Annotated in this window: 26 protein-coding genes; 12 read left to right on the top strand and 14 right to left on the bottom strand. The window is 63.4% G+C overall.

Going from position 1 to position 24843, the window contains the following annotated elements; all coding sequences use genetic code 11:
• Positions 1 to 11 precede the first annotated feature (11 nt).
• The gene (coaBC, locus tag AC0L2R_RS18505) at positions 12 to 1229 is read left to right on the top strand and encodes a bifunctional phosphopantothenoylcysteine decarboxylase/phosphopantothenate--cysteine ligase CoaBC (protein WP_473510710.1); all 1218 of its coding nucleotides are present in this window, start codon (positions 12 to 14) and stop codon (positions 1227 to 1229) included.
• On the opposite strand, the gene AC0L2R_RS18500 is transcribed toward coaBC, so the two are convergent.
• The 4 genes from AC0L2R_RS18500 to rpsU all read right to left on the bottom strand — a co-directional run bounded on the left by AC0L2R_RS18500 (position 1226) and on the right by rpsU (position 4839).
• A complete protein-coding gene (locus AC0L2R_RS18500; RefSeq protein WP_473510709.1) occupies positions 1226 to 2662 on the bottom strand; it encodes an MFS transporter in 1437 nt (478 codons plus the stop codon). The genes coaBC and AC0L2R_RS18500 overlap by 4 nt on opposite strands.
• A gap of 276 nt (positions 2663 to 2938) precedes the next feature.
• A complete protein-coding gene (locus tag AC0L2R_RS18495) occupies positions 2939 to 3412 on the bottom strand; it encodes a DUF992 domain-containing protein (RefSeq protein ID WP_287077006.1) in 474 nt (157 codons plus the stop codon).
• A 155-nt stretch (positions 3413 to 3567) separates the two neighbouring features.
• Positions 3568 to 4413, bottom strand: a complete 846-nt coding sequence (locus AC0L2R_RS18490) for a tetratricopeptide repeat protein (RefSeq protein WP_473494290.1) — start codon at positions 4411 to 4413, stop codon at positions 3568 to 3570.
• Positions 4414 to 4566: 153 nt separating this feature from the next.
• Entirely contained in the window at positions 4567 to 4839 is a 273-nt protein-coding gene (gene rpsU / locus AC0L2R_RS18485; RefSeq protein ID WP_023675331.1) for a 30S ribosomal protein S21, read from the bottom strand.
• 409 nt (positions 4840 to 5248) lie between these two features.
• On the opposite strand from rpsU, the gene AC0L2R_RS18480 reads away from it, so the two are divergent.
• Together AC0L2R_RS18480 and AC0L2R_RS18475 are read left to right on the top strand one after the other, a co-directional pair.
• The gene (locus tag AC0L2R_RS18480; RefSeq protein ID WP_473510923.1) at positions 5249 to 5758 is read left to right on the top strand and encodes a YciE/YciF ferroxidase family protein; all 510 of its coding nucleotides are present in this window, start codon (positions 5249 to 5251) and stop codon (positions 5756 to 5758) included.
• Positions 5745 to 6188, top strand: coding sequence for a DUF6766 family protein (locus AC0L2R_RS18475; RefSeq protein ID WP_051505608.1), 444 nt, complete (start codon positions 5745 to 5747; stop codon positions 6186 to 6188). The genes AC0L2R_RS18480 and AC0L2R_RS18475 overlap by 14 nt, the downstream gene beginning before the upstream one ends.
• Before the next feature lie 37 nt (positions 6189 to 6225).
• On the opposite strand, the gene AC0L2R_RS18470 is transcribed toward AC0L2R_RS18475, so the two are convergent.
• Both AC0L2R_RS18470 and AC0L2R_RS18465 read right to left on the bottom strand, forming a co-directional pair.
• A complete protein-coding gene (locus AC0L2R_RS18470; protein ID WP_473510707.1) occupies positions 6226 to 6612 on the bottom strand; it encodes an SET domain-containing protein in 387 nt (128 codons plus the stop codon).
• A gap of 81 nt (positions 6613 to 6693) precedes the next feature.
• The gene (locus AC0L2R_RS18465; protein ID WP_473510706.1) at positions 6694 to 7452 is read right to left on the bottom strand and encodes an SDR family oxidoreductase; all 759 of its coding nucleotides are present in this window, start codon (positions 7450 to 7452) and stop codon (positions 6694 to 6696) included.
• A 260-nt stretch (positions 7453 to 7712) separates the two neighbouring features.
• On the opposite strand from AC0L2R_RS18465, the gene AC0L2R_RS18460 reads away from it, so the two are divergent.
• From AC0L2R_RS18460 to AC0L2R_RS18440, 5 genes are all read left to right on the top strand, one after another.
• Positions 7713 to 8966 (top strand): sarcosine oxidase subunit beta, encoded by a 1254-nt coding sequence (locus AC0L2R_RS18460; protein ID WP_287246021.1) that lies wholly within the window; start codon positions 7713 to 7715, stop codon positions 8964 to 8966.
• 88 nt (positions 8967 to 9054) lie between these two features.
• On the top strand, positions 9055 to 9351 hold the full coding sequence (locus AC0L2R_RS18455; protein WP_473510704.1) for a sarcosine oxidase subunit delta: 297 nt from the start codon (positions 9055 to 9057) through the stop codon (positions 9349 to 9351).
• The gene (locus tag AC0L2R_RS18450; protein WP_473510703.1) at positions 9348 to 12356 is read left to right on the top strand and encodes a sarcosine oxidase subunit alpha; all 3009 of its coding nucleotides are present in this window, start codon (positions 9348 to 9350) and stop codon (positions 12354 to 12356) included. The genes AC0L2R_RS18455 and AC0L2R_RS18450 overlap by 4 nt, the downstream gene beginning before the upstream one ends.
• Positions 12349 to 12930: a sarcosine oxidase subunit gamma gene (locus AC0L2R_RS18445; RefSeq protein WP_473510701.1), complete on the top strand. Its 582-nt coding sequence runs from the start codon at positions 12349 to 12351 to the stop codon at positions 12928 to 12930. The genes AC0L2R_RS18450 and AC0L2R_RS18445 overlap by 8 nt, the downstream gene beginning before the upstream one ends.
• A gap of 51 nt (positions 12931 to 12981) precedes the next feature.
• The gene (locus tag AC0L2R_RS18440; RefSeq protein ID WP_023797528.1) at positions 12982 to 13212 is read left to right on the top strand and encodes a hypothetical protein; all 231 of its coding nucleotides are present in this window, start codon (positions 12982 to 12984) and stop codon (positions 13210 to 13212) included.
• A gap of 83 nt (positions 13213 to 13295) precedes the next feature.
• Here the strand turns inward: AC0L2R_RS18440 and AC0L2R_RS18435 are convergent, their stop codons facing one another.
• Positions 13296 to 13541, bottom strand: a complete 246-nt coding sequence (locus tag AC0L2R_RS18435) for a DUF680 domain-containing protein (RefSeq protein WP_128169934.1) — start codon at positions 13539 to 13541, stop codon at positions 13296 to 13298.
• Between the two features lie 239 nt (positions 13542 to 13780).
• Positions 13781 to 14425: a TetR/AcrR family transcriptional regulator gene (locus AC0L2R_RS18430; protein WP_473510700.1), complete on the bottom strand. Its 645-nt coding sequence runs from the start codon at positions 14423 to 14425 to the stop codon at positions 13781 to 13783.
• A gap of 210 nt (positions 14426 to 14635) precedes the next feature.
• Here AC0L2R_RS18430 and AC0L2R_RS18425 point away from each other — a divergent pair, with 210 nt between their 5' ends.
• Positions 14636 to 15331 (top strand): hypothetical protein, encoded by a 696-nt coding sequence (locus AC0L2R_RS18425; protein ID WP_473510699.1) that lies wholly within the window; start codon positions 14636 to 14638, stop codon positions 15329 to 15331.
• Between the two features lie 5 nt (positions 15332 to 15336).
• On the opposite strand, the gene AC0L2R_RS18420 is transcribed toward AC0L2R_RS18425, so the two are convergent.
• Both AC0L2R_RS18420 and AC0L2R_RS18415 read right to left on the bottom strand, forming a co-directional pair.
• Positions 15337 to 15831 (bottom strand): MaoC family dehydratase, encoded by a 495-nt coding sequence (locus AC0L2R_RS18420; RefSeq protein WP_268929563.1) that lies wholly within the window; start codon positions 15829 to 15831, stop codon positions 15337 to 15339.
• A 26-nt stretch (positions 15832 to 15857) separates the two neighbouring features.
• Positions 15858 to 16673, bottom strand: coding sequence for an SDR family oxidoreductase (locus AC0L2R_RS18415; RefSeq protein ID WP_473510698.1), 816 nt, complete (start codon positions 16671 to 16673; stop codon positions 15858 to 15860).
• A gap of 189 nt (positions 16674 to 16862) precedes the next feature.
• Between AC0L2R_RS18415 and AC0L2R_RS18410 the strand changes: the two genes are divergently transcribed.
• Together AC0L2R_RS18410 and AC0L2R_RS18405 are read left to right on the top strand one after the other, a co-directional pair.
• Positions 16863 to 17126 carry a DUF4258 domain-containing protein gene (locus AC0L2R_RS18410; RefSeq protein ID WP_473510697.1) on the top strand — a complete coding sequence of 88 codons (264 nt, stop codon included), beginning with the start codon at positions 16863 to 16865 and terminating at the stop codon, positions 17124 to 17126.
• On the top strand, positions 17123 to 17314 hold the full coding sequence (locus tag AC0L2R_RS18405) for a DUF2283 domain-containing protein (RefSeq protein WP_473510696.1): 192 nt from the start codon (positions 17123 to 17125) through the stop codon (positions 17312 to 17314). The genes AC0L2R_RS18410 and AC0L2R_RS18405 overlap by 4 nt, the downstream gene beginning before the upstream one ends.
• 1 nt (position 17315) lies before the next feature.
• Here the strand turns inward: AC0L2R_RS18405 and AC0L2R_RS18400 are convergent, their stop codons facing one another.
• The 3 genes from AC0L2R_RS18400 to AC0L2R_RS18390 all read right to left on the bottom strand — a co-directional run bounded on the left by AC0L2R_RS18400 (position 17316) and on the right by AC0L2R_RS18390 (position 22790).
• Positions 17316 to 20447 (bottom strand): efflux RND transporter permease subunit, encoded by a 3132-nt coding sequence (locus AC0L2R_RS18400; protein WP_473510694.1) that lies wholly within the window; start codon positions 20445 to 20447, stop codon positions 17316 to 17318.
• Positions 20447 to 21607, bottom strand: a complete 1161-nt coding sequence (locus tag AC0L2R_RS18395) for an efflux RND transporter periplasmic adaptor subunit (protein ID WP_473510693.1) — start codon at positions 21605 to 21607, stop codon at positions 20447 to 20449. The genes AC0L2R_RS18400 and AC0L2R_RS18395 overlap by 1 nt, the downstream gene beginning before the upstream one ends.
• Before the next feature lie 256 nt (positions 21608 to 21863).
• Positions 21864 to 22790 carry a LysR family transcriptional regulator gene (locus tag AC0L2R_RS18390; RefSeq protein ID WP_473510692.1) on the bottom strand — a complete coding sequence of 309 codons (927 nt, stop codon included), beginning with the start codon at positions 22788 to 22790 and terminating at the stop codon, positions 21864 to 21866.
• Between the two features lie 134 nt (positions 22791 to 22924).
• Here AC0L2R_RS18390 and AC0L2R_RS18385 point away from each other — a divergent pair, with 134 nt between their 5' ends.
• A complete protein-coding gene (locus AC0L2R_RS18385; RefSeq protein WP_091600430.1) occupies positions 22925 to 23704 on the top strand; it encodes an alpha/beta fold hydrolase in 780 nt (259 codons plus the stop codon).
• Positions 23705 to 23908: 204 nt separating this feature from the next.
• On the opposite strand, the gene AC0L2R_RS18380 is transcribed toward AC0L2R_RS18385, so the two are convergent.
• Positions 23909 to 24337 (bottom strand): CBS domain-containing protein, encoded by a 429-nt coding sequence (locus AC0L2R_RS18380; protein WP_091600429.1) that lies wholly within the window; start codon positions 24335 to 24337, stop codon positions 23909 to 23911.
• Positions 24338 to 24843 lie beyond the last annotated feature (506 nt).

Raw genomic sequence — 24843 nt, 5'->3', positions numbered from 1 at the left:
AAGAACTGGGCATGACCCTCTCCGGCAAGCGCATCCTGCTCATCATCGGCGGCGGTATCGCCGCCTACAAGGCACTCGACCTGATCCGCCGGCTGCGCGAGCGGGGTGTTGTGGTGCGCGTGGTGATGACCGCCGCGGCGCAGGAATTCGTCACCACGCTGTCAGCTGGAGCGCTCTCCGCCGACCACGTCTTCACCGATTTGTTCGACAGTAGTGACGAGCACGATGTCGGCCACATCCGCCTGTCGCGCGAGGCCGATCTTGTCGTCGTGGCGCCGGCTACCGCCGACCTGATGGCGAAGCTCGCCAACGGCCATGCCAGTGACCTTGCCTCGACCGTGCTCATTGCCACCGACAAGCCGGTGCTGATGGCGCCCGCCATGAACCCGAGAATGTGGTCGCATCCCGCGACCCGGCGAAACCGCGCGACGTTGCGGAAGGACGGCGTCGGATTCATCGGCCCGGCAAAGGGCGAGATGGCCGAGAGCAACGAGGCGGGCGAGGGCCGCATGGCCGAGCCGCTGGAAATCGTTGCCGCGATCGAGGCGCTGCTCGATATCAGTCCGAAGCCGCTGGCAGGCAGAAAGATCATCGTCACCTCAGGGCCGACGCATGAGCCGATCGACCCGGTGCGCTACATCGCCAACCGTTCGTCCGGCAAGCAGGGCCATGCCATCGCGGCGGCGCTGGCAAGGCTGGGCGCCGATGTGCGCCTCGTCTCCGGTCCGGTCGGCATTGCCGATCCGGCTGACGTCACCACGCTGCATGTCGAAACCGCAAACCAGATGAAGGACGCGGTCGAACAGCTTTTGCCGGCGGACGCGGCGGTGTTCGTCGCGGCGGTTGCGGACTGGCGCAGCGAGACTTCGGCCGGCGAGAAGATCAAGAAGGTGGCGGGCGAGGGGCCGCCGGCGCTGCAGATGATCGAAAACCCTGACATTCTTGCCGGCGTCGGCCATCACAGGAAGCGACCCAGCCTGGTCGTCGGTTTCGCCGCCGAAACGCAGGATCTGGTCAGGAACGCCGAGGCCAAGCTCAGGAAAAAGGGCGCCGATTTCATCGTCGTCAACGATGTATCCCACGAAAGCGGGGTGATGGGCGGCGACCGCAACACTGTGCGGATCGTCTCGAAGGCCGGCGTCGACGAATGGCCCGAGATGAGCAAGGACGAGGTGGCAACGCGGCTCGCCGCCTTGATCGCCGAACGGCTGAAGACGATTACTGTCTAGCCGGTCGCTTCCTGCGGCCGGATTGCCGGCCCCGAGATCCTCAGCGCGGCAAGGCATCCCAGCATCCCGAGTGGCACGAAGGCGAGGAACAGCCAGGTGGCGACATTCGCCGCCGCCTCGCGGTTCAGGCCTTCGGAGAAACCGCTGGCGTTGGCGACGATGCCGGTCAACGCGGCACCGACCGCATAGCCGATGCGCTGCATGGTCGGCACGGCGGCGGAAGCGATCGTTTGTTCGCCGTCCCTGGCCGATGCGACGATCACGCGTGTGACGAAGGGCCAGGCAATGCCGAAGCCGCCGCCTTGCAGCAAGGCGCAAAACAGGATCAGCGAAATCGAACCGGCCGGCACGGCATAGGCGAAACCGGCGATGCCCGTCGCGATCATCAGCGCGCCGCCGGTGATGATCAGTCTCTCCCGCTCCGGCGGCGCATTGGCGACGAGGATCGACAGGATCGACCAGGCGATCGATTCGGCGGCGATGATATAACCGGTGGTCAGGATCGGAATGCCATGCAGGCTGGTCAGAAGCAGCGGCCCGTAGACGGCGAAGGAGCAGGTTGCCACCGAAAACGCGGCGACCATGGTCATGCCTGCGCCGACCGGCGAGCGCCATGAGAACAGCCGCGACGGGAACAGCCGCGAGCCCGGCTTCAGCGCGTCGATGCGGACGAACAGCGCGAGCCCGATCAGGCCGAGGATGAGCAGCAGGGACGAGCGCAGCAGGGCAATGTCGACACCGGCCGTGGCGATCAGCACGACGCTGACGGCAAGGCAGCCGAGCGCGGCAAAGGGGAAGGGCGGCGCGGTTCCAGTGATCGCCCGCGGCCGGGTCGCCTCGGGCGTGTCGAGCACGATGAAGCTCGCGAACGCCATGGCGGTGCCGCCAAGGGTGAAGACGCCGAAAGCCCAGCGCCAGGAGAGCAATTCGGTCATCAACGCACCGAGCACCGGCCCGCTGAAGGCGGCGACGCCCCAGATCGCCGACATAACGCCGAAAAGCTGCGGCCAGATGGCGCGTGGAAACAGCCGCTCGACCGAGACAAAGGCCAGCGACACCAGCGCGCCGCCGCCAAAACCCTCGATCAGGCGCCCGGCCAGGAACAGCGGCATGGAGGGCGCGATGGCGCAGACCAGGGCGCCGGCCGCGTAGAGCAGGGCGGCGACCATCATGTTGGTGCGCAACGCGACATAGCTCACCAGCCGTCCGGCGGCAGCGCCGGCGACGATGGCGCCGAGCTCGTAGATCGCCAGCGACCAGCCGACCAGCTGAACCCCGGCGAGTTCGCCGACCATCGCCGGCATCACCGTTGCCACCATGGTTTCGTTGGTGGCGTGCAGCAGGATGCCGAGGCTGATGAAGCAGAAGCGCGCCAGATCGCCGCTCGCCCACAGCGCCCGCCAGTCGACCCTGTTTGTGCTGGTTTCGATCACCCCGCCCTCCCGAACTTCTTATACGCCGATTAAAGAAATGGTGGAGCGCTCTTCGTCTCCAAATGGCACTTCGGGGATGGGTTGTAAAACCTCAACCGCAGTTGAGCTCAAGCGGTTTTTTTGCGGGTGCGCTGAGGGTGCTGATGAAGGCGGGATGTCAAGATTGGCGATCATGGCGTCAGCGATGATCTTCCCTGGCACGGCGGTTCCCAAAGTCGTGCGGCGCGGAACAGTCCTATCCTGTTCCGCGCCGCATGCAGAGCTACGCTATGGCATTCATTTGAAAGAGTGGATCAGTTGCAGTGAGGTGACGGCGACTGCCAGGTTGACGCCGGTCTGCGCCTGTACGTTTAGAGGCTGCAGCGAGAAGGCGCTGTTCAGCCCGCCGACCAGAAGGTTGGCGCCGCCGCCGGTTACCACGCTGGCCTCGGCGTTGACGCCATAATAGCTGCCGGCAAGATCGCCGGCATCACGGTCGCGGGTGGCCGCCAGAACCGCCCAAATCAATTCGCCCTGGTGGGTCCTGCCGACGTCGACGCCAAGCTTGGAAATGACCCCGGTATAGGCTTCCGGGGGACCGCCATGATGAGGGCGAAAGGTGCAGGCCACGCCCTTGTTGGATGTCACGATATAGCCGGTGCCGCCGTCGATGGTGCAGTCGAGCACGCCGAGCTGCAGCCTCCCTGCGCTGGCAGGGGCGGCTAGAACCGTAGCGGCGAGGGCGGCGGCACAGGCGAGTTTCTTGATCATGGGAGGGGTCCTTTTCGCGAATAGCCCTTGAACAACGGCTAAGCGTCCCGAGCGTTCCGCCGAGAACTTGGCGCGATCAAGGCGTCAGTCGTTGAAGGTTTCGAAGCCATGCCAAACGGCAGGCCTGCCATGTCAGGCCGAAACGCCGCCGTCGGTCAGACGGCGCTGGTGCGCGCCAGGCCGTCCTTGGCCGGCTGGTAGGTGGGGCTGAGGCGCACGGCCTCGCGGTAGGCTTTTGCCGCCTTGGCCTTGTCGCCGCGCCGCTCGTAGATCAGCGCCTGGTTGGACCAGGCCTCGGCATTCTTGCCGTCGAGCTTGATCGCCATGTTGATGTCGGCGAAGGCATTGTCCTCGTCGTTCATGGCGAGATAGGAGAGGCCGCGGCCATTGTAGGGATCGGCGGCGTCCGGCGCCAGCGAGATGGCTGTCGAGAAATCCTCGATGGCGAAAGCGTGCTGGCCCTGGCTCTGATAGATCAGGCCGCGATTGTGATAGGCGCGCGCGTCTGTCGTGTCGAGCTGGATCGCCTTCTGGAAATCGTTGAACGCCTCCTGGATGCGGTTGGCTTTGCGGTAGAGATTGCCGCGGCCGATATAGGCGGCGTCATAGTCGGGATTGATCTGGATCGAGCGGTTGTAGTCGGCAAGCGCGGCCGCCTGATCGCCGAGGAAACGCTGGATGAGAGCGCGGTTCGAATAGGCCTGGTAGAAATTCGGATTGAGCTGGATGGCGGTGTTGAAATCCTTGAGCGCCGCCTGATACTGGCCGCCGCGGCCATAGGCCGAGCCACGCACATTGTAGCCTTCCGGATCCTGGGGACTGCGCTGGATGACAGCCGACAGCGAGGAGATGTTCTCGGCCGACCCTTGTGCCTTGTCGATGTTGGTGAATTCGCCGGTCGGGGCTGTCTGGCAGCCGGCGAGCGCCAAGCCAGAAAGCAGGGCTGCCGTCAGGGCGAAGCCGCGCATTGCGGTTCTGCGCTCCACGCTAATTGCGTTCATGTCTGCTCTGTCCTCACTGCCCGCCCGCGCCGTCAGGTCTGTTCCCTCTCCGAACCGGCCCTCTGCGAGCTGGTCGAATTCAAAACAAAAAGGTGGCGGCGATTTCGCATCGCGCCACCTTGGGTATCCTTCGAAAAGGACGAAAAATTGGCGTCAGAACCGCGGCGGACGCGGAGCGCCGGCACCAGCGGCACCAGCCGCCACCGGGCGCGGCGTCATCGGCAGCAGGCCTTCGCGCTGGGCGCGCTTGCGGGCCAGCTTGCGGGCGCGGCGAACGGCTTCCGCCTTTTCGCGGGCGCGCTTCTCAGAGGGCTTCTCATAATGTCCGCGCATCTTCATTTCGCGGAAGATGCCTTCGCGCTGCATCTTTTTCTTGAGCGCGCGAAGCGCCTGATCAACATTGTTGTCGCGGACGAGTACCTGCACGGGCAATCCTGTCTTTCGGGTTTTGTTAACAACAGGCAAGTGGCCATAGTCGCTTGCCTCCGCGGCGGTCTACACCACGAATTGTGGCGGCTGATAGCAGAATCATGCCGCTCTGTCCACTGCCGAAACGAAAAACCCGCCTCAGCGGCGGGTCGTCGGCGCAAATCACACGATGCGCAAGCCAATAGCATAACTGCCGTCACAATGCAAGGAATTACGACCTCTGGTAGCATATTCGTCTGCTCGGGCGGGCTCTCCGCGCCGATGAGCAATCGTTGGCGTTTTCTCCGACACCGATAAATTCTTGCTGCCCCAATCCCGGCAAAACGCTCCGCCCGGCTCTATCAACGAAGGAACCAACCTCGTTCCCCAATGGTTGTTGCGGCGAAGCAAGCACAGGGGAAAACCGATGTCAGGCACCCGTGAATGGCTCGTCCAATGGCTCAAGGATGCGCATGCGATGGAGGAGCAGGCCGAAACCATGCTGAACGGCCAGCTCAATCGGCTGGAGAGTTATCCCGAGCTCAGAGAGCGCATCAGGCTGCACCTCGATGAGACGAAGGGACACGCCGCGCGCCTCGGAACCTGCCTGGAAAAACTGGGCGAAGATACATCCGCGCTGAAGGACGCCGGCGGCAAGCTGCTGGCGATGGCGCAGTCGCTAAGCGGCGTCTTCGCCGGCGACGAGGTGATGAAAGGCTCACTGGCGAGCTACACCTTCGAGCACATGGAGATCGCATCCTACACGATCCTGATCGCAACCGCCGAGTCCCTCGGCGAAACGGAGATCGTCCGGGCCTGCGAACAAAATCTGCGTGAAGAGGAGGCGATGGCCGAGTGGCTGCACAACAAGCTGCCCGCGACTACGGAGCAGTTCCTGGCTCGCTCGGCGTCGGACAGCGACAATGCCAAGCGATGACGACAGCAGGCCGGCGAGCAACGTGAAGCGACCTTCGGTCTGGCGGGCTTACAGCTATGCCTGGATTACCCTCGGCTTCTTCATCATCTCGCTTGTCGGCCACTGGGTTTTCGGCTGGTTCGCCTATCTCGACGAGCAGCGAGCGCTTGGCCAACCGCCCGAATTCGGCGGCTATCTGATCGAGATGAGCCGCGACACGCTTGAGAACTGGCAGTCGGAATTCCTGCAGCTGCTCTGGCAGGTCGGTGGCCTGGCGTTCCTGCTCTTCGTCGGATCGCCGCAATCGAAGGAGAGTACCGACCGTATGGAGGCCAAGATCGACGCGCTTCTCAGGCTTGTCGATCCGGAGAAGGGCAAGGAGGCGATTCGCGAGCTGGACCTGCAGTATGAAGGCCGCCACACCGACCAGCCGCACGCCCACCGGAACTGATCCGATCATAACTTCGGCTCAGGCTGGCGGGCTTCCTCTATGCCGTGGCCAAATGAAGCCGCTCGAAGTCCTCGAAGAACTCGCCATAGTCGCAGGTTATTTCCTCCCCCACTGCTATGTCGCGGATCGCGGTTGCCCCACCATGCCGAGAAAAATCCGTGTTCGGCCTTTCGGAATGGTTCATGAAGCGGCCATTGTCGACCTCATAGACGATGAATCCGGGCCGGTCCGGGCTTGGATAGGCATATCTGTCGAGCAATTCCCTGAGTTGCGGCGGCGCCGTCCTATATTTTTCGAGCGGGATCAGCCGGTCGAAATCCGGATCGAGCCGCCAGATCGACGCTCCCCTCCTGATCGGCTCGGCGGCGAACACACCAACGCCCTCGATTGCGCTAGCAGCGATGTAGGTCCTGATCAGCAGCATGTTTTAGGCCCGTCTTCGAACAAGTGTCCGAAGAAATCGCCAAATCGCACTGGAAAGCAAGACCGCTTTTGCGACATTGCCTCACGTCCGATTGATCGAGACCCCGCCATCGGCAAACAGCGCGGTTCCGGTGGTGAAGCTCGATGCGTCGGAAGCCAGATAGAGCGCCGAATGGGCGATCTCCTCAGGCTCGGCGACGCGCTTCAAGGCATGCAGGTTTTCGACGAAGGCTCGCGATTCAGGTGTCTTGAACGTTGCCGAAGGCGTGTCGGTGCCGCCCGGCAGCAGCGCGTTGACCCGCACGCCTTTGGCGCCATACTCGGCGGCAAGCACCTGCGTCAATCCGATCAGCCCGGCCTTGCTTGCGGCATAGCTGGTCATGCCGGGCATGCCGACGGTATGGCCGACAAAGGTAGAGGTGAAGATCAGCGATCCGCCGCCACGATCGACCATCGCAGGCACCTGGTATTTCGCGCCGAGGAAGGCGCTGGTCAGGTTGGTGTCGAGCGTCTCTCGCCAGCCTTCCAGCGACAGCTCCGAGATTGGACCCATCTTGCCGGTCGAGCCGGCGTTGTTGAAGGCGATATCCAGCCCGCCGAATTTCTCGACCGCCAGGTCGACAAGGGCTTTGGCATAAGCTTCGTCGCGGACGTCGCCAGCAAGCGCAATGGCGGTGCCGTCGGCGTCCTCGATTTCGGCGACGAGCACGTCCAGCTCCGCCTGGCGGCGGGCAGCAACGAACAGCTTGGCGCCAGCCTCGGCAAAGAGTTTTGCGGTGGCGCGGCCGATGCCGGAACTGGCGCCGGTGACGATGGCGATCTTGTTGGCGAGTGCGAGCATTTTTTGCATCCTTCTTTCGCGCCAGCTTTCGCCGGCAATCGGATGCTTGGTCGCAGATCGAGGCGGCACGAGCCACCCGATACCTGAAGGCGTCCGGATGCGTCGTTCGGCTCGTTCTTCGACAGGTCTTTTTGGCCGTGGCGCAAAACGGCAAGCGCCGTCGCAAACAGCGCAAGGGTGGCAGCGCTGTTTCGCTAGTGATACACCTCGCGCGCCGGGGCTCGATTGGATGCCCGGCCGCTATCTGCGAGGCTGGAACGTTGAAGAAATACTCGGTATTCGCCATCGCCCGCGAGGCCATGCGCGGCCACAAGGGCTGGGAGGAACAGTGGTCCTCGCCAGAGCCGAAGAAGGAGTACGACGTCATCATCGTCGGCGCCGGCGGCCATGGCCTGGCCACCGCCTATTATCTCGCCACGGTGCACGGCATCACCAATGTCGCGGTGCTGGAAAAGGGCTGGCTCGGCGGCGGCAATACCGGCCGCAACACCACCATCATCCGCTCCAACTATCTCTATGACGAGAGCGCCGGCATCTACGACCACGCGCTGAAGCTGTGGGACGGGCTCAGCCAGGAGCTCAACTACAACGTCATGTATTCGCCGCGCGGCGTCATGATGCTGGCCCACAATGTGCACGACATCCAGGTCTTGAAACGCCACGTCCATGCCAACCGTCTGAACGGCATCGACAATGAATGGCTGACGCCGGAAGCCGCCAAGGAATTCTGCCCGCCGCTCAACATTTCGCGCGATGCCCGCTATCCGGTGATGGGCGCGACCCTGCAGCGTCGCGGCGGCACTGCCCGCCACGATGCGGTCGCCTGGGGCTATGCGCGCGGTGCCTCGGCGCGCGGCGTCCACATCATCCAGAATTGCGAGGTCACCGGCGTCAAGCGGGCGCCGAACGGCGCGGTCATGGGCGTCGAGACGACGCGCGGCTTCATCGGCGCCAAAAAAGTCGGCGTCGTTGCCGCCGGCCATTCGTCGGTCATCATGAACATGGCCGGCGTGCGGATGCCGCTGGAAAGCTATCCGCTGCAGGCGCTGGTTTCCGAGCCGGTCAAGCCGGTCTTCCCCTGCGTGGTGATGTCGAACACGGTGCACGCCTATATCTCGCAGTCCGACAAGGGCGAACTGGTCATCGGCGCCGGTACCGACCAGTATATCTCCTATTCGCAGACCGGCGGCCTGCACATTCTGCAGCACACGCTCGACGCCATCTGCGAGATGTTCCCGATGTTCACGCGCATGAAGATGCTGCGCTCGTGGGGCGGCATCGTCGACGTGACGCCCGACCGCTCGCCGATCCTGGCCAAGACGCCGGTGCCCGGCCTCTATGTCAATTGCGGCTGGGGCACGGGCGGCTTCAAGGCGACGCCGGGCTCGGGCCATGTCTTTGCCCACACCATCGCCAGGGACGATCCGCACCCGATCAACGCGCCCTTCACCATCGAGCGCTTCCGCACCGGCCGCCTGATCGACGAGGCGGCGGCGGCGGCGGTGGCGCACTGATGATGGCCCGCTTTGTGATGTTGGGCCAGAGGCTTTGCGATCAACCCGCCGGCGCCTGCGTCGGCCACGGCGAATTGTAGGAACAACCATGCTTCTCATCCGCTGCCCCTGTTGCGAGGAAGAGCGTCCGGAACTCGAATTCCGCAACGCCGGCGAGGCACATATCGCGCGTTCGGCGGATATGGCCGCGACAAGCGACGACGATTTCGAAAAGTTCTTCTTCATCCGCTCGAATCCCAAAGGCATCATCTATGAGCGCTGGCGGCACATGCATGGCTGCGCGCGGTTCTTCAATGCCGTGCGCGACACCGTCAGCGACAGGTTCCTGATGACCTACAAGGCCGGCGAGCCGAAGCCGGCGAAGCTGCCGGGAGCCTCCGAATGATCGCGACGTTCCGCATTCCCGGCGCCGGGCGCCTCAAGCAGGCAGAGACCGCGCGGTTCAGCTTCGACGGCCAGTCCTATGCCGGCGTCGAAGGCGAAACGCTGGCCTCGGCGCTGCTCGCCAACGGCGTCCATCTGGTCGGCCGTTCGTTCAAATATCACCGGCCGCGCGGCTTCCTGTCCGCCGGGGCGGAAGAGCCCAACGCGCTGGTTGAGATCAAGCGCGACGCGGCGCGCAAGACGCCAAATGTCCGCGCCACCGTGCAGGAGCTCTATGACGGGCTGACGGCACAGTCGCAGAACCGCTGGCCGTCGCTGGCCTTCGACGTCAGCGCGCTCGGCGACGTCGCCTCGCCGCTGCTTTCGGCGGGCTTTTACTACAAGACCTTCATGTGGCCGAAGTCCGCCTGGAAAAACTTTTACGAGCCCAGGATCAGGGCTGCGGCAGGGCTTGGCGTCGCTCCCGACCAGCCGGATCCCGACCACTATTCGGCGCGTTTCGCACATTGCGACGTGCTGGTGCTGGGCGGCGGTGCTGCCGGCATCGCCGCGGCACTTGCCGCGGCCGAAACCGGCGTGCGCGTCGTCCTTGCCGACGAGCAGCCGGATTTTGGCGGCAGCCTGCGCTTCGAAAGCGGCGCCAGGATCGACGGCCAGGACGGTTTTGCCTGGGCGCAAGGCGCAGCCGCGACGCTCAGGGCCATGGACAATGTCCGCGTGCTGTCGCGCACCACGGCCTTCGGCTATTACGCGCAGAATTTCGTCGGGCTGGTCGAGCGCGTCAGCGACCATCTACAGAATGCCGGCCGCGAGCTGCCGCGCGAGCGGCTGTGGCAGGTCCGCGCCAAACGCGTCGTGCTGGCGACCGGTGCCATCGAGCGGCACATGGTGTTTGCCGACAACGACCGGCCAGGGGTCATGCTGGCGTCGGCGGCGCGCACCTACCTCAACCATTTTGGCGTCGCGGTCGGCAGGAATGTCGGCGTCTATACCGCCAATGACTCCGCCTATGCGGCAGCGATCGACCTGAAGAAGGCCGGCATCGGCGTGGCGGCGATAGTCGACCTGCGCGACAACCCGACCGGGTCGGTAATCGACGAGGCGAGGGCGCTCGGCATCGAGGTCAATTTCGGCCGCGCGGTGATCCGCGCCGGCGGCAAATTGCGCGTCTCGTCGATGACCGTGCAGCCGAAGAATGGCGGCGGCGAGCGCACCATCCCGGTCGACGCCATCCTGATGTCGGCCGGCTGGACGCCGTCGGTGCATCTGTTCTCGCAATCGCGCGGCAAGGTCGCCTTCGACGACGAGACCAAGCGTTTCGTGCCCGGCACCTACGCCCAGGATTGCGTCTCGGTCGGCGCCTGCAACGGCACTGACGGGCTGTCGGCGACGATCGACGAAGCCTATGCGGCGGGCGCCAAGGCGGCGAAGGATGCCGGCGTCAAGAATGCCGTCGCCAACACCGTCAAGGGCACCAAGCCGAAGGTCGACGCCAGCGAGAACTGGTCGCGCGGCATGCTGGGTGCGGCGCCCGGCGCCGGGCCGGACACGACGGTAAAAGCCTTCGTCGACTTCCAGAACGACGTCACCGCCAAGGACATCCGCCAGGCGGTGCATGAAGGCATGCGCTCGATCGAGCACGTCAAGCGCTTCACCACCAACGGCATGGCGACCGACCAGGGCAAGACCTCGAACATGCACGGCCTGGCGATCGCCGCCGAGACGCTGGGCAAGCCGATCCCGCAGGTCGGCCTGACGACGTTCCGGGCGCCTTACACGCCGGTGACCTTCGGTTCGATCGTCGGACACGCGCGGGGTCCGCTCTTCGACCCGACCCGCAAGACGGCGATCCATCCGTGGGCCGAGCGCCAAGGTGCGGTGTTCGAGGATGTCGGCCAATGGAAGCGCGCCTGGTATTTTCCCAAAGCAGGCGAGGACATGCACGCCGCGGTCGATCGCGAGTGTGTTACGGTGCGCAAGACGGCCGGCCTGTTCGACGCCTCGACGCTGGGCAAGATCGAGGTGGTCGGGCCGGATGCAGCGAAGTTCATGGAACTGCTCTACACCAATCCGTGGGAGAAACTGGAGCCCGGCCGCTGCCGCTATGGCATCATGCTGCGCGAGGATGGTTTCATCTATGACGACGGTGTCGTTGGCAGGCTTGCAGCCGACCGTTTCCACGTGACGACGACGACGGGCGGTGCGCCGCGCGTCATGAACCATATGGAGGACTATCTCCAGACCGAGTTTCCGCATCTCAACGTATGGTTGACCTCGACCACCGAGCAGTGGGCGGTGATCGCCGTGCAGGGCCCGAAGTCGCGAGAGATCATCGCGCCGCTGGTCGAGGGCATCGACATGTCGGACGGGGCGCTGCCGCATATGTCGGTGCGCGAGGGCAGGATTTGCGGCGTGCCGACAAGGCTGTTCCGGATGTCGTTCACCGGCGAGCGTGGCTTCGAGGTCAATGTGCCGGCCGACTACGGCCAGGCCGTCTGGGAAGCGCTGTGGGCCGAGGGCCAGAAGCACGGCGCCTGTGCCTACGGTACCGAAGCGATGCACGTGCTGCGTGCCGAAAAGGGTTACATCATCGTCGGCCAGGACACCGACGGTACGGTGACGCCCGGCGATGCCGGGCTCGAATGGGCGGTCGGCAAGAAGAAGACCGATTTCGTCGGTATCAGGGGCATGGCTCGGCCCGACCTGGTCGCCAAGGGCCGCAAGCAGCTTGTCGGCCTGAAGACCAAAGACCCAAAAGTGGTGCTAGAAGAAGGCGCGCAGATCGTCGGCGATCCGAAGCAGGCGATCCCGATGACGATGATTGGCCATGTCACCTCGAGCTACTGGTCGGAAAATTGCGGCCGCTCGATTGCGCTGGCCCTGGTTGCCGGCGGCCGCGACCGGATGGGCGAGACGCTCTACGTGCCGATGCCCAATGCGACGATCGAGGTGGAGGTCACCGGCATGGTGTTCTTTGACGACAAGGGGGAGCGCCTCAATGGCTAAGGCTGCCGCGAAGGAATCTGCCGCCGCTGCACCGTCGGTCGAACGCCGGCCGGCTCTTGCCAGTCAGGAGCTTTCCGTAACCGGCGTTACGCTTGCTGTGTTGCCGCCGGCGCAGCGTATTTCGCTGCGCGCGCCGGACGCCTCGGTCGCGGCGCTTTCGAAGGCGCTTGGCGTGGAGTTGCCGCGGAAGCCCAAAACCTCGGCGGCAAAGGCCGGGCGCACGGCATTGTGGCTTGGGCCGGACGAATGGCTGGTCATCGACGAGGTGGGAAAAGACCCGCTCGCCCATTGCGCCGAGGTCACAGTGCTGCATTCGGCGGTCGGCATCTCGCATCGCAACGTCGCCATCTCGGTTATCGGTCCAGCGGCGGCGGCGACGATCAATTCAGGCTGTCCGCAGGATCTGTCGCTGGACGTCTTTCCGGTGGGCGCGGCCTCGCGCACCATCCTGGGCAAGGCCGAGATCGTGCTATTGCGCATCGCAGCCGACGCATTCCGGGTTGAATGCTGGCGCTCTTTTTCCGATTATGTCTTTACTTTCCTGTCGGAGGCGGCCGGCGACGCAGCGGCTTAGGAATGTTCGCTGGGCTCGACCGTTTGCCGGAGCAAGTCGGGGAGAATGTCGATGCCGTCGAAATCCGCGCCGAATCCAGCGGCTCAGAAGACGCCGGCCGTGCGCTCGTTCGAACACGAGCAGCACAAAGAACCAAACATTGAAGAGGAACTCGAGGAAGGGCTCGAGGACACGTTTCCGGCCAGCGATCCGGTGTCGATCACCGGGACTTCGATTCCCGGCGCACCTGCAAGACCTGGCAAGGCCAAGATCGTGGCCGGAATGAAGAAGCGCAGGAAATAACATCCATCAGGCTCCAGCGAGCCGGGTCGCCGGCCACGAGAGCAGGCGGTCAGGATTTCCTGTCGTCGCTTTTGTTTCGAACGTCAGAACGTGCTGGGCACGATCCACGGGTCGATGTCGATGCCGAGCCGCGGGTCCTTGCTTTCCGTTGAGCCCTTGTGGGTGGCCGCGCCTGCCTTCTCGACCGATCCGGTCGCGCCGCAATCGAGCTTGATGCCGGTGTCGGCGCAGGCCGCGGCCGGCGCCTGTTTGCCGGGCTGACTCTGGTCGGCGAAGGCAGCGCCCGAGAATGCAAGCACTGCTGCGACGGTGAGGATTGTCTTTTTCATGGTCTGTCTCCGGGCTGGATGACTGAATTTGTACATGTACGACATAGCGTACATATACGACCGGCGAATATGAAGTTCAAGTCGGAAATTGTACATGTACGAAATTTTGACGGCGAGCGTGGCGCTAGCCCGCCGGGTCGCGATCCCAGCCACCAGGGTCCTACACGCATAGATTGATTCCCCAGGCCTTCGCCCTGTTTCGCTTGCCTGTCAGCTATCCGAAACCGAACAAAAACCCTTCAGCAGTTGACCGGCGTCTCGGTCAGCGGCGGCACGTCCTGCGTGGCCAGAGCGGCAAGCGTGAAGTCGCACATCCGCTTGACGAAAGCCTGCTGGTCGCCGAACGGATAGAAGGGAAAGGTGATCAGCAGCGAGATCGTGCCGTGGCCGACCGCCCACAGCATGGTGGCGATGGCGCGCGGATCGCCCCTCAGCCTGCCGGCGGCCACGCAGGCTTCGACCCTCTTGATCAGCACCTTCATCAACGGGTTGCCCTCCTGCATCTCAGCGAAGGTCCTGCCTTCCGGGGGCTTGACCTTCTCGGTCATGAATATCGTGCGATACTCGTTGGGGTTGCCAAGGCCGAAGGCCGCATATTCGGTCATCACCACTTGCAGCGCCTCGATCGGATCGTTGGCCGGGTGATCCTCGATACGCTTTGCCAGAGTCTTGAACGCGTCCTCGGCCAACGCGAACAAGATGTCCTGCTTGTCGGCAAAATAGGAATAGACCGACATCGGCGCATAGCCGACACGCTTGGCCAGCTTGCGGATGGTGAGGCCTTCATAGCCTTCTTCCTGGACGAGCTTGTGCGCGGCGTCGACAAGTTCGGAGCGCAGTTCGGCCTTTTGTTTCTCGCGGCGTGTCTGGACGCTAAGCGGCAATTTTCGCCTGCCTTCTGTTTGTGGCTGGCTAAACTATATACGCTGTACGGAATCGGACAAGGCTGTCAAAAATCGGCGTCCTTCTCAGCCATTTTCGCCTAAACATCGATCACAAATGTTACCCGGGCAGAACGACGCGACATCGGACTGTTACAACCAGAGGTTAGCTGCGGCCCGGCCAAGAGATTTTGTTGCTAGGGCGAGATGACCATGACCGAGCTTTCTTCCGTTGCGCCAAACGCAGATCCACTTTCTCACGATGCCATGCTGGCCCTCAGGCGGGTGGTCATGGTTGCATGGTTGGCGATCGCGCTCGGATTCGCCATGGAGGCGCTTACTCTGGCTGTCAGGCTTGCAGCGGGTTCTCACCCGGCTACCACCCTGATACTGATCGAATTGGCGCAAGGCGTGACGTGGGCGTTCTTCGTCTGCGCCGGTCTCAGCCTCGGCACGGCGATCGCCAAGGTACGAGCCTCGCTCGGCGGCCTGATCGCTGCAATCTCGGCACCACTGGCGATGGCCATCGCCAAGGGGTCGCAAAAGGTCATGGTAACTGCTCTTGATGCGGCCACAAAACCGGCCACCCTCTCGCTCACCACGCTGGGCGTGCTGCGGGCGATCGAATATGGCCTGCTCGGCTGGATCCTGGCCTCGCTGGCGTCGAAGGAAAAACCCCGTCCGCTCCATTTTGCGCTGGCAGGCACCGCGATAGGCGCGGTGTTCGGCGGCGGAATCACGGTGCTGACGATTGAGACGGCCGCGGCGAACGGCGTCGCGCTTGAATTGCCGCGGGCGATCACAACCGGCCTCAACGAGATCGTGTTTCCGATCGGTTGCGCACTGGTCGTCTACATTGCCCTGCAGGTCGGCCGGCACATGAAGATGATCTCTGGCGAGGTTCGTTGAGCCGTTCAGGCCGCTTCTGGCTCGCGCTCGATCAATGTCAGCGTCAGCCAGCGCGCGGTCAGCGCCGGCTTTTTCGAGCCCTCGATCTCGATCGTCACGTCATGCGCGGTCTGCACCCACCCCGACGGCCTGACCTTGACGTCGGCCAGCACGAAACGGGTGCGGATGCGCGCGCCGGTCTTCACCGGCGCCAGGAAGCGCAGCGAGTCAAAACCATGGTTGACGCCCATCTTGCTGTTTTCGAGCGGCGGCATGGTCTCGAAGGTCATCGCCGATAAAAGCGAAAGCGACAGAAAACCATGCGCGATGGTGCCGCCGAACGGCGTCTCGCGCTTGGCGCGCTCCGGGTCGCAATGGATGAACTGGTGGTCGTCGGTGGCGTCGGCGAACTGGTCGATCATGCGCTGCGAGACCACCCGCCACGGCGACACGCCGACCTCCTTGCCGACGCTGGCCAGAAGCACATCGAGACTGATCGGTTCCACGCTGATGTCCTCCATTTCAACCGTCCGGAGCGCGAGCGGCTTCATTCCTTGAACAGTGTCAGCCCATGCTGCACCGACTGTCCGCCATCGATCGGCAGGATGGCGCCGGTGATATAGCTGCCGGCACGGCTGCACAAATAGAGCGTTGCGCCGGCAATGTCATCTGGCGCGCCGATGCGGCCGATCGGTACATGGCCGCCGATATGCTTGGCCTGGTCCTCGCTCGCGGTCGCGAAGGCAGTCATCCGGCTCTGGAAGGGACCGGGGGCGAAGGCATTGACGGTGATACGGCGGGCGGCGAACTCGATCGCCAAGATGCGCGTCAGATGATGAACAGCAGCCTTCGAGGCAGAGTAGGAGTAAGCGTCGTCGGCCAGCGGCTGCGTGCCCATCACCGAACCCAGATTGATCACCCGGGCCGGATCGGCATCGCTGGCGGCGGCGTCGAGCAGCGGCAGAAGCTCGCGCGTCAGGTGGAAGACCGCAGTGACGTTGACGCCGAACACCCTGGCCCAGGCATGGTAGGGAAAACTTTCCAGCGGCGCGCCCCAGGAGACGCCGGCATTGTTGACCAGGATGTTCAGCCGCTCGGTCCGCGCCTTGACCTCGTCGACCAGCGCCGCGATGCCAGCCTCGCTGGAGACATCGCCGGCAAAGCCCTCGGCCCGGCCGGTGCCGCCGAGGCCGTTCAGTTCATCGGCAACCCTGATGCAGTCCTCACCCTTGCGCGAGGCGATCATCACGGTGGCGCCGGCCCTGACCAAAGCGGTCGCCGCAATGCGGCCGATGCCGGTCGCAGCCCCGGTCACCAGCGCGGTCTTGCCGGCCACCGAAAACAGCTCGTCCAGATAGGTCATTGCAATTCCCCTGGGCTATTCTTCGGTGCTCTTGCTTTGCGCTCTCGGCAAAAGGCTCGCGTTGACAAAGCTATCCGAACTACGATCATCCTTGCCGCGGGTAAAGTGCCAAAGCCGAGGCGATGGAGCGCGTGCTGGCTGACTTGGCCAGTACCGGCGGTACAGTGTGCATCGGGATGTAGCTGCTGAATGATTGCGAAACGCCCACTGCTGTATACCGACCATGCCGAGACTGTCATTCGTGAACGGTCTCTCGACAAACGCTGGATCGAACGTGCTGTGTGGGAACCGGATTGGCAAGCGGCTGATGTGAAAGACACCTCGGTGATACGTCTGTACAAGCAGGTGCCCGAAAATGGCGGCCGCATCCTGCGTGTCGTCTGTGTGGAAACGCCTGAGGAAATCCGTATACTGTCTGCTTACTTCGATCGCGGGGCGAGAAGGCCGAAATGACGCTCAAACTCGAATATGATCCGGAAGCTAATGCTGCCTACATCCGTTTTTCCTCGGAGGCGATCCAGGAAAGCGAGGAAGTTTCCGCAGGCATAGTCCTCGACTATGATGCTGACGGTCACATCGTCGGGATGGAGGTGCTGGATGCCCGAGAACACCTTCCCGCCGCGATCCTGAAGGCAGCCTGACCTACTCGGCCGGCTCGACATTGGTGTAGGCGGCTTGCTCGAGTTCGCGCTTCAGCCGTGACGCCTCTTCCACCTTCGGCGTGACGAAGCGGCCGAGCAGGAGATAGGCGACCGGAGTCAGGAACAGCGTCGAGACGGTGGCCAGACCCAGGCCGCCGACGATCACCCAGCCGAGCGCGATCCGCGCCTCGGCGCCGGCGCCGCTCGCCAGCACCAGCGGCACGCCGCCGAGCACGGTGCAGATCATCGTCATCATCACCGGCCGCAGCCGGATGGTGGAGGCCTGCTCGATCGCCTCGCGCACGCCGAGCCCGCGGTCTCGCAACTGATTGGCGAACTCGACGATCAGGATGCCGTTCTTGGCCATCACGCCGACCAGCAGCACCAGGCCGATCTGGCTGTAGGCGTTGAGGCTGGTGCCGCTGAGCAAAAGGGCAAAGATCGCGCAGGCAAGGCCGAGCGGCACCGTCGCCATGATGATGACCGCGCTGACGAAGCTCTCGAACTGAGCGGCGAGCACCAAAAGGATGATGACTAGCGAGAAGCCGAAGATGGTGATCATGGCGCTGTTGGTCTCGCCCAGCGTCGCCGCCTCGGCCAAGGGGACGATGCGGCTGCCCGGCGGCAGAAGCGGCGTGGCGATTGCCTCGGCGCGGGTGAGCGCCTGGCCGAGCGCGAAATCGCCGCTGAGGTTGGAGGTGATCGCCACCGACGGCTGCTGCTGCTCGCGGGTCAGCGAGGGCGGTACGGCGCGCTCGGTCAAAGTGGCGATGGTCGACATCGGCACGAAGCGGCCGTCGGCCGTCTTCAGGAAGATGTTCTCCAAATCGGTCGGATCGTTGATCGGGTTGGTCGTCGAGACGAGCTTCACGCCGTAGCTGCGATCGGCGATATAGACGTCGACGACATCATTGCCGTCGAGCATGGCCTGGAAGGAATCGGCCAGCCTGGTGATGTCGATGCCGAGGTCGGAAGCGCGCTCGCGGTCGATGGCGACGGAAAGCTGGGGCTGCGTCGGGTCGACGGAGAGCCGGGGCGACTGGAAGCGGGCGTCCTTCTGCATCTCGGCGATGATCTTCACCGCAGCGTCGCCGAGCGCCGCACGGTTGTTGCCGACCAGCGCGAACTGCAGGCCGTTGCCGGCGCCGCGAATCCCGAGGCTGTTGGGCTGCATCGGAAAGACGCGCACGCTCGGCACCTGCCGGGTGAGCCGTCTGATGTCGGCCATGATCTGCTGCTGGCTGCGGGTGCGCTCGTCCCATGGCGCCAGTGTCATCACCATGAAGCCGGCGTTGTAGGCGCCGTTGCGGCCGGCGCTCTCGAAGGTGTTGCGGATTTCGCCGGAATCGCGCAGCGGCTGGATCAGTTTTTCGATCTTCTGCATCTGCTGCGTCGTGTAGTCGAGGCTGACGCCTTGCGGCGCGTCGACGCGCATGAGCACGATGGCACGGTCCTCGGTCGGCGTCAGTTCCTGGCGGATAGTGCCAAACAGCGTGAAGGCGGTGGCTGCAAACAGCAGCGCGACCAGGAGCACGATCCACGGCGCATCGAGGCAGGTGCGCAGGCAGCGCCGGTAGAGCCTGTTCAGCGCGCCGCCGATGCGGGCGCCGATGCCGCTGCCGCCTTCGTGATGAAGCGGCGCGACCGACAGCATGCGCGAGGCAAGCATCGGACAAAGGGTCAGCGCCACGACGGCGGACAGAAGCACCGATATGGCGAGAACGAAGCCGAATTCGCGAAACAGGCCGCCGGTCTGGCCGGGTAGGAAGGAGATCGGCACGAAGACGGCGACCAGCGTCAGCGTCGTGGCGATGACGGCGAAGAACACTTCCTGGGCGCCAAGCACGGCCGCGGCGCGTGGCCCCATGCCTTCGTTGCGTCGTCGCACGATATTTTCCAGAACAACGATGGCGTCGTCGACGACCAGGCCCGTCGCCAGCACCAGGGCCAGCAGCGTCAATATGTTGACCGAGAAGCCGGCAAGATAGATGGCGGCGATCGTCCCGATCATGGCGACCGGCATCGCAAGCCCAGGAATGAGCGTCGCGCGCCAGTCGAGGAGAAACACATAGATGACGATCAGCACGATGGAGACGGACAGGCCGAGTGCGATCTCGACCTCATGCACCGCGCCGTTGACGAAGACCGCATCGTCGCTGGTGACCTTGATCGACATGCCCTGAGGCAGATCCGCCTGCAGCGCGGCGACGGCGGCCCTGACGCCGGTCGAAATATCCAGCGTGTTCGATTCCGCCTGGCGGATGATGCCAAGACCGATGCCAGTCTTGCCGTTCGAACGCAATGTGGTCTGACCGATGTCGGGGCCGAGCGTGACGGTGGCGACGTCGCGGATGCGGGTCGTGCCGCCGATGATGATGTTTTCGAACTCCTCCGGCGTGGTCACGTCCGCCGTCGGACGCACGATCAGATCCTGGTTGGTCGTGGTGATCGAGCCGGCAGGCGAATCGAAAGCGACCGAGGCCAGCGCTGTCCTCAGGTCGGCGACGGTGAAGCCCAGGCCGGCGAGCTTGTTCTGATCGACATCGATGCGAAATATCTTGTCGCGGTCGCCATAGACCTGGACGTCGGCTACGCCAGGCACCGCGGCAAGCTCGTCCTCGATCTGGTCCTGGACCAGCACCGTCATGTCCTGCACCGACATGGTGTCGGAGGTGACAGCCAGCCGCATCACCGGCTCGGAATTGGCATCGGCCTTGACGATGCGAGGCGCATCCGCCGTATCCGGCATTTGGTCGGCGACGCGGCCGACGCCATCGCGCACATCGGAGGCGGCGACGTCGAGGTCGACGCCGTCGTTGAATTCGATGGTGACGCGGCTTGTGCCGAAGGACGAGGTGGACGAGATCGACTTCACACCAGAGACGCGGGCGACCGCGCCCTCAATCACGTCGGTCAATTCGCGGTCGACGGTTTCGGCTGCAGCGCCTTCAAAGGTCGTGTTGACGGTGACGACGGCGCGATCGACATCCGGCAGTTCGCGGATTTCGACACCGTAAAAGGCAGCAAGGCCGGCGACCGCGATCAGCGTGTTCAAAACGAAGGCCATCACCGGCCTGCGGATGAACAGCGCGGTGAATCCTGTGTCGCTGGCTGCGTTGTTGGTTGCGGTCATCAGCCGTCGGCGTCCGCGGCGCGCAGTTGTTCGCCGGCGATGCGGACCTCGCCGCCTTCGCTGACACTCTGGGTGCCCTCGGTCACCACCATGTCGCCGCTGACGATCGGGGCATCGATCAGCACGGTCTCAGTGTTGCGCTGGATGATGCGCACCGCAACCCGCTTGGCCTTGCCGTCCACGATGGTCCAGATATAGGCGCCGTCCGAACCCCATTGTATCGCCAGCGGACTGACCGCAGGATAGCTGTCGCCGGGGAACTTCATGGTGATCTGGAAGGACATGCCGGCACGCAGCGAATCGGCCGGATTGGCGATCTTTGCCTTGACCAGAAGGGTACGGCTGGCTTCATCGATGTGGTTGTCGATGGCGGAGACCGTGCCGGTATAGGCTTTGTTTGGGTTGGCGATTGGCGTCGCCGACAATTGCGCGCCGACTTTGACGACGGCGGCGAAGCGCTCCGGCACCCAGAATTCGACCAGTATGCTGGAGCGGTCGTCAAGGGTGGCGACCGCCGACTGGCTGGTCACATAGTTGCCGGCTGATATCGGCAGGATGCCGACGACGCCGGCGATCGGCGCGACGATCGAGCGGCGCTGCAAGGCCAGTTCCGCATCGCGAAGCGCCAGCTTGGCATTGGCCAGCACCACCTCGGCATCGGCAACGGAGACCGCCGTCGCAGCGTTGGAAGCCCGCAACGATTTGACCCGGTCGAGCTTGGCCTGCGCGTCCTGCAAGGCAACCTTTGCGCGGTCCTGTGCGATCACCTCGGTGTCGGAATCGAGGGTGGCAATGATCTGTCCTTTTTCGACATGGGCGCCGGACTCGACCAGAAATTCGACCAGGCGGCCTGAACTGTAGGGATTGACCGTCACCGAGGCGTAGGCTCGGCCGGTGCCGATTGCCCGCAGGCGATCATTGATGACGGCCGTGGCCGCCGGCAATGCGACGATAGTCGCCAGTTGGCCGGCGTCGCTGCGGCGGCCCGCTTGCCCGGCGTTGTCGACGGCGCTCGTCGCTGTCGGAGGCGTCGCGGCATCAGCCCATTCGATGCCCCAGCGCGCCAGCACATCCGGCGCGCCTGGAAAAAAGCGAACCCAGGCGGCCGCGGCCGCGACGAGGATCACAAGTGAAAAAACGATCTGTTTCCAGGCGGCCATCGGCACTCCGGTTGGCAAGATCCCGTCTACGCTTCCCAAGCTGAAGTAGACGCGACAGCACCCTCCGACACAGGGGATGGCCCGTCGATATCAAAGCTTTATGGCAATTCTCCCGCTCGCTTGCACATTAAATCGGTGTAACGTTGATAGGGCCTACGCTTGAGTCAAACTGGCTCAGCCGGCTGAGCCAATGGGGTAGTGGTCAGTTTGAAACAATCGTTGCGGTGGAAGAAGCGCATGGTAGGCAGGATCGACTTCAGATGCTCGCTTTGCTGTCAATCCTCTTCAAATCGAGCCGCGGAATGAGAAAGTCCAAAAATGCTTTAACTTTGGGGGGCTGAACGCCGCCTCCAGGCCGGATCGCATAGAGGGTTGGTTCGGGCCCTGCCCACTCGGGTAAGACACGAACCAGTCTCCCAGCGGCAACGTCCGACTTGACGCGCACATGGTTGGTCATGAACAGACCAACTCCCTCCAGCAGGAACCCGTGAAGAGCCTCTGGATCGCTGGCAACGGCCACTGCTCGTACTTTGAACTGGGACCGCTCGCCGCCACTCGATAGGGGCCATTCTACTGCCGGACGATTGAAATAGAACTCTGTCAACAGGCAGGCATGTTCCGTCAGCTCCGATGGATGCTGTGGCGTCCCCGCACGTTCCAGGTAGGTCGGGGCCCCATAGATACCCATCGGCAATGCGCCGAGCCGCCGAGCCGTGAGCGTGGAATCGGACAGGGTGCCTTCCTGGAGCCGGAAAGCGATGTCTATGTCCTTGGCGACAAGGTCGACGACCTCGTGCCCAAGAAGCAGTTGCGGGAACACCTCTGGATAGAAGCGGCGAAACTCGGTGAGCAGCGGAGCGAGGACGCGAGTTGCCAGCCAGTACGAGGCGGCAATCCGAAGCCATCCGCGCGGATGTTGCTGCAACTCCGCCACTGCGTTCTCCGCATCCTCCAGATTCTTCACCACTCGTTCGCAGTGCTGGAAATATACCGCTCCCGCTTCAGTCAGCTTCAGGCTGCGGGTTGTCCGATTCAGCAGTTGTGTCCGCAGTCTGGATTCCAGCTCCTGCACCTTCCGGCTGACCCGTGTCTTCGGCACCTTGAGCACGTGCGCTGCCGCTGTGAAGCTCCCTTCCTGCACCACCTTTACGAAAGCGACCGTATCGCTGAAGTCGCGCAGCATATGAGTCCTCCAGCAAGTTCGGATTGTCTCTCATTTTGAGACATTGATGTCCTAATCCGCTCGGTAATCAAGTCAGGTCCGTCAGGGTAGATCATGATTGTCCTATCAACAGCAAAACCAACTGGAGAACTGCCATGATCAAATCCCTAGCGATCGCCGTCGGTGCGCTGACGCTTTCGGTAACTGCTGCCGACGCACAAAGCGCGCCGCTCCGCAACGTCGTTCTCGTCCACGGCGCCTTTGCCGACGGAGCTGGATGGCGAGGCGTCTACGACCAACTAACAAGTCGTGGCTACAAAGTCTCGATCGTCCAGAACCCGCTCACGTCGTTCGAAGACGATGTCGCCGCAACGCGTCGCGTGCTCGCCCGGCAGGATGGGCCCGCCATCCTCGTCGGTCATTCCTACGGTGGCACGGTAATTACAGAAGCTGGCAACGCTGCCAATGTTGCGGGCCTCGTCTATGTCGCTGCCTTCGCTCCAGATGTCGGTCAATCCACGCTGGACCAATATGCCGAAATTCCTCCGCCGCCGAACTTTCAGCCTGACGTGCAGCCCGATGGCTTCGCGTTCCTGAAGATTGAGACGTTTAAGGCCGGCTTTGCTGGGGATACCAAGGATGCCGATGCCGCATTCCTGCGCGACTCCCAAGTGCCGATCGCTATGAAGGCGCTTGAGGCCAAGGTGACGACGGCGGCGTGGAAGACCAAGCCAAGCTGGTACGTTGTCGCGACTGAGGACGGCGCTATTGCGCCCGAACTGCTTCGGAGCACCGCCGATCGTATCGGGGCGGTCACCACCGAGGTCAAAGGCAGCCATGTGGTATTCCTTACCCAGCCACAGGCCGTAGCCGACGTCATCGAACAGGCTGCCAAGGGTGTGGTGCCGGGCGATACCGCGGTGGCACCGAACTGACATCGCCCAAACGTAGCTCTGAGCCACGGCCAAGAGCGCAAGTGGGAACGTGCAAAGATACTGGAGCAGCCGGGAGCGTCATCGACGTCCCCGGCACTATGACAGGAAGGCCTGATTTACGGCTCGGTAGCGCCGTCGCTTTGAGACGCGACAGCGCTAATGCGCCGCTGAACTCAGTTTGACCACGCAGCCGGGCAGAGCGCTTTACGTCGCGTGTGCGCCGCCGGGTACGACGACACCGGACATCGCGATTCCGGCGGTTGCCGGATCTTCCTTCAGCACCGCGTCCGCGAGCGAGACCACGCCCACCAGGCGCTTGTCGCGATTGAGGACAGGCAACCGCCTGACCTGGATGTCACCCATATTCTGGGCGACGTGCTCGATATCTTCGTCCTCGAAGCAGTATTTGACATCCTTGGTCATCACGTCGCGGACCGTGGCATTGCCGTCCTTGCCCTCGGCGACCGCACGCACGACGATGTCACGATCGGTGATCGTTCCGACGAGTCGGTCGTTTTCTCCGACTGGCAGGAATCCGACATCGTCAACCGCCATGCGTTTCGCGATTTTCTGCAACGACTCGCCAGGACTGGCGAGATGAACGTTGGGGGTCATTATCTCAGCGACTTTCATGGTGAATCTCCCTGTTCGCGCCCAGAACGGCATCAACGCCGGCAGTCGTCGAGCGAGATTGGTCTGGAAGACGTATTGAGGGCCTCAGGCCTGTCGCGCTGCGACGCTCGCTCGGCGGCCTCGTTCTTCGCTGATGGAACTAACAGCCGGGCCGAATGGTTCCAGCCGTTTGGCCGCGCCGGCATAGATATTCGCCGGAACCATCGGGCTCCGGTCCCGTTTGCCGTAAATACCGCCTTGCAGACCGGACATGGGCGGCGTGACCCTTGAAGCTTCCCGTTTTGTTCCCATATAGGGTGAGAGGACGGGAGACGGTTCGTCCGCCGGGTCCCGGGCGGAGACATAGGTAACAAATCGCACCTAAGACATGGTGTAGTGCGCCCCTGAACTGAGACGCCAAAAGCGTAACAGTTCTCCGCAAAAAAGATTGAAATCGTTGTTGACACTTTGGCTGGGCGCCGACTATATACGCCTCACCAACGAGGGCGGCGCGCCGCTGGCGACGA

The sequence above is a fragment of the Mesorhizobium sp. WSM4820 genome (assembly GCF_055811075.1).
This window is presented reverse-complemented; position numbering and strand designations above follow the sequence as displayed.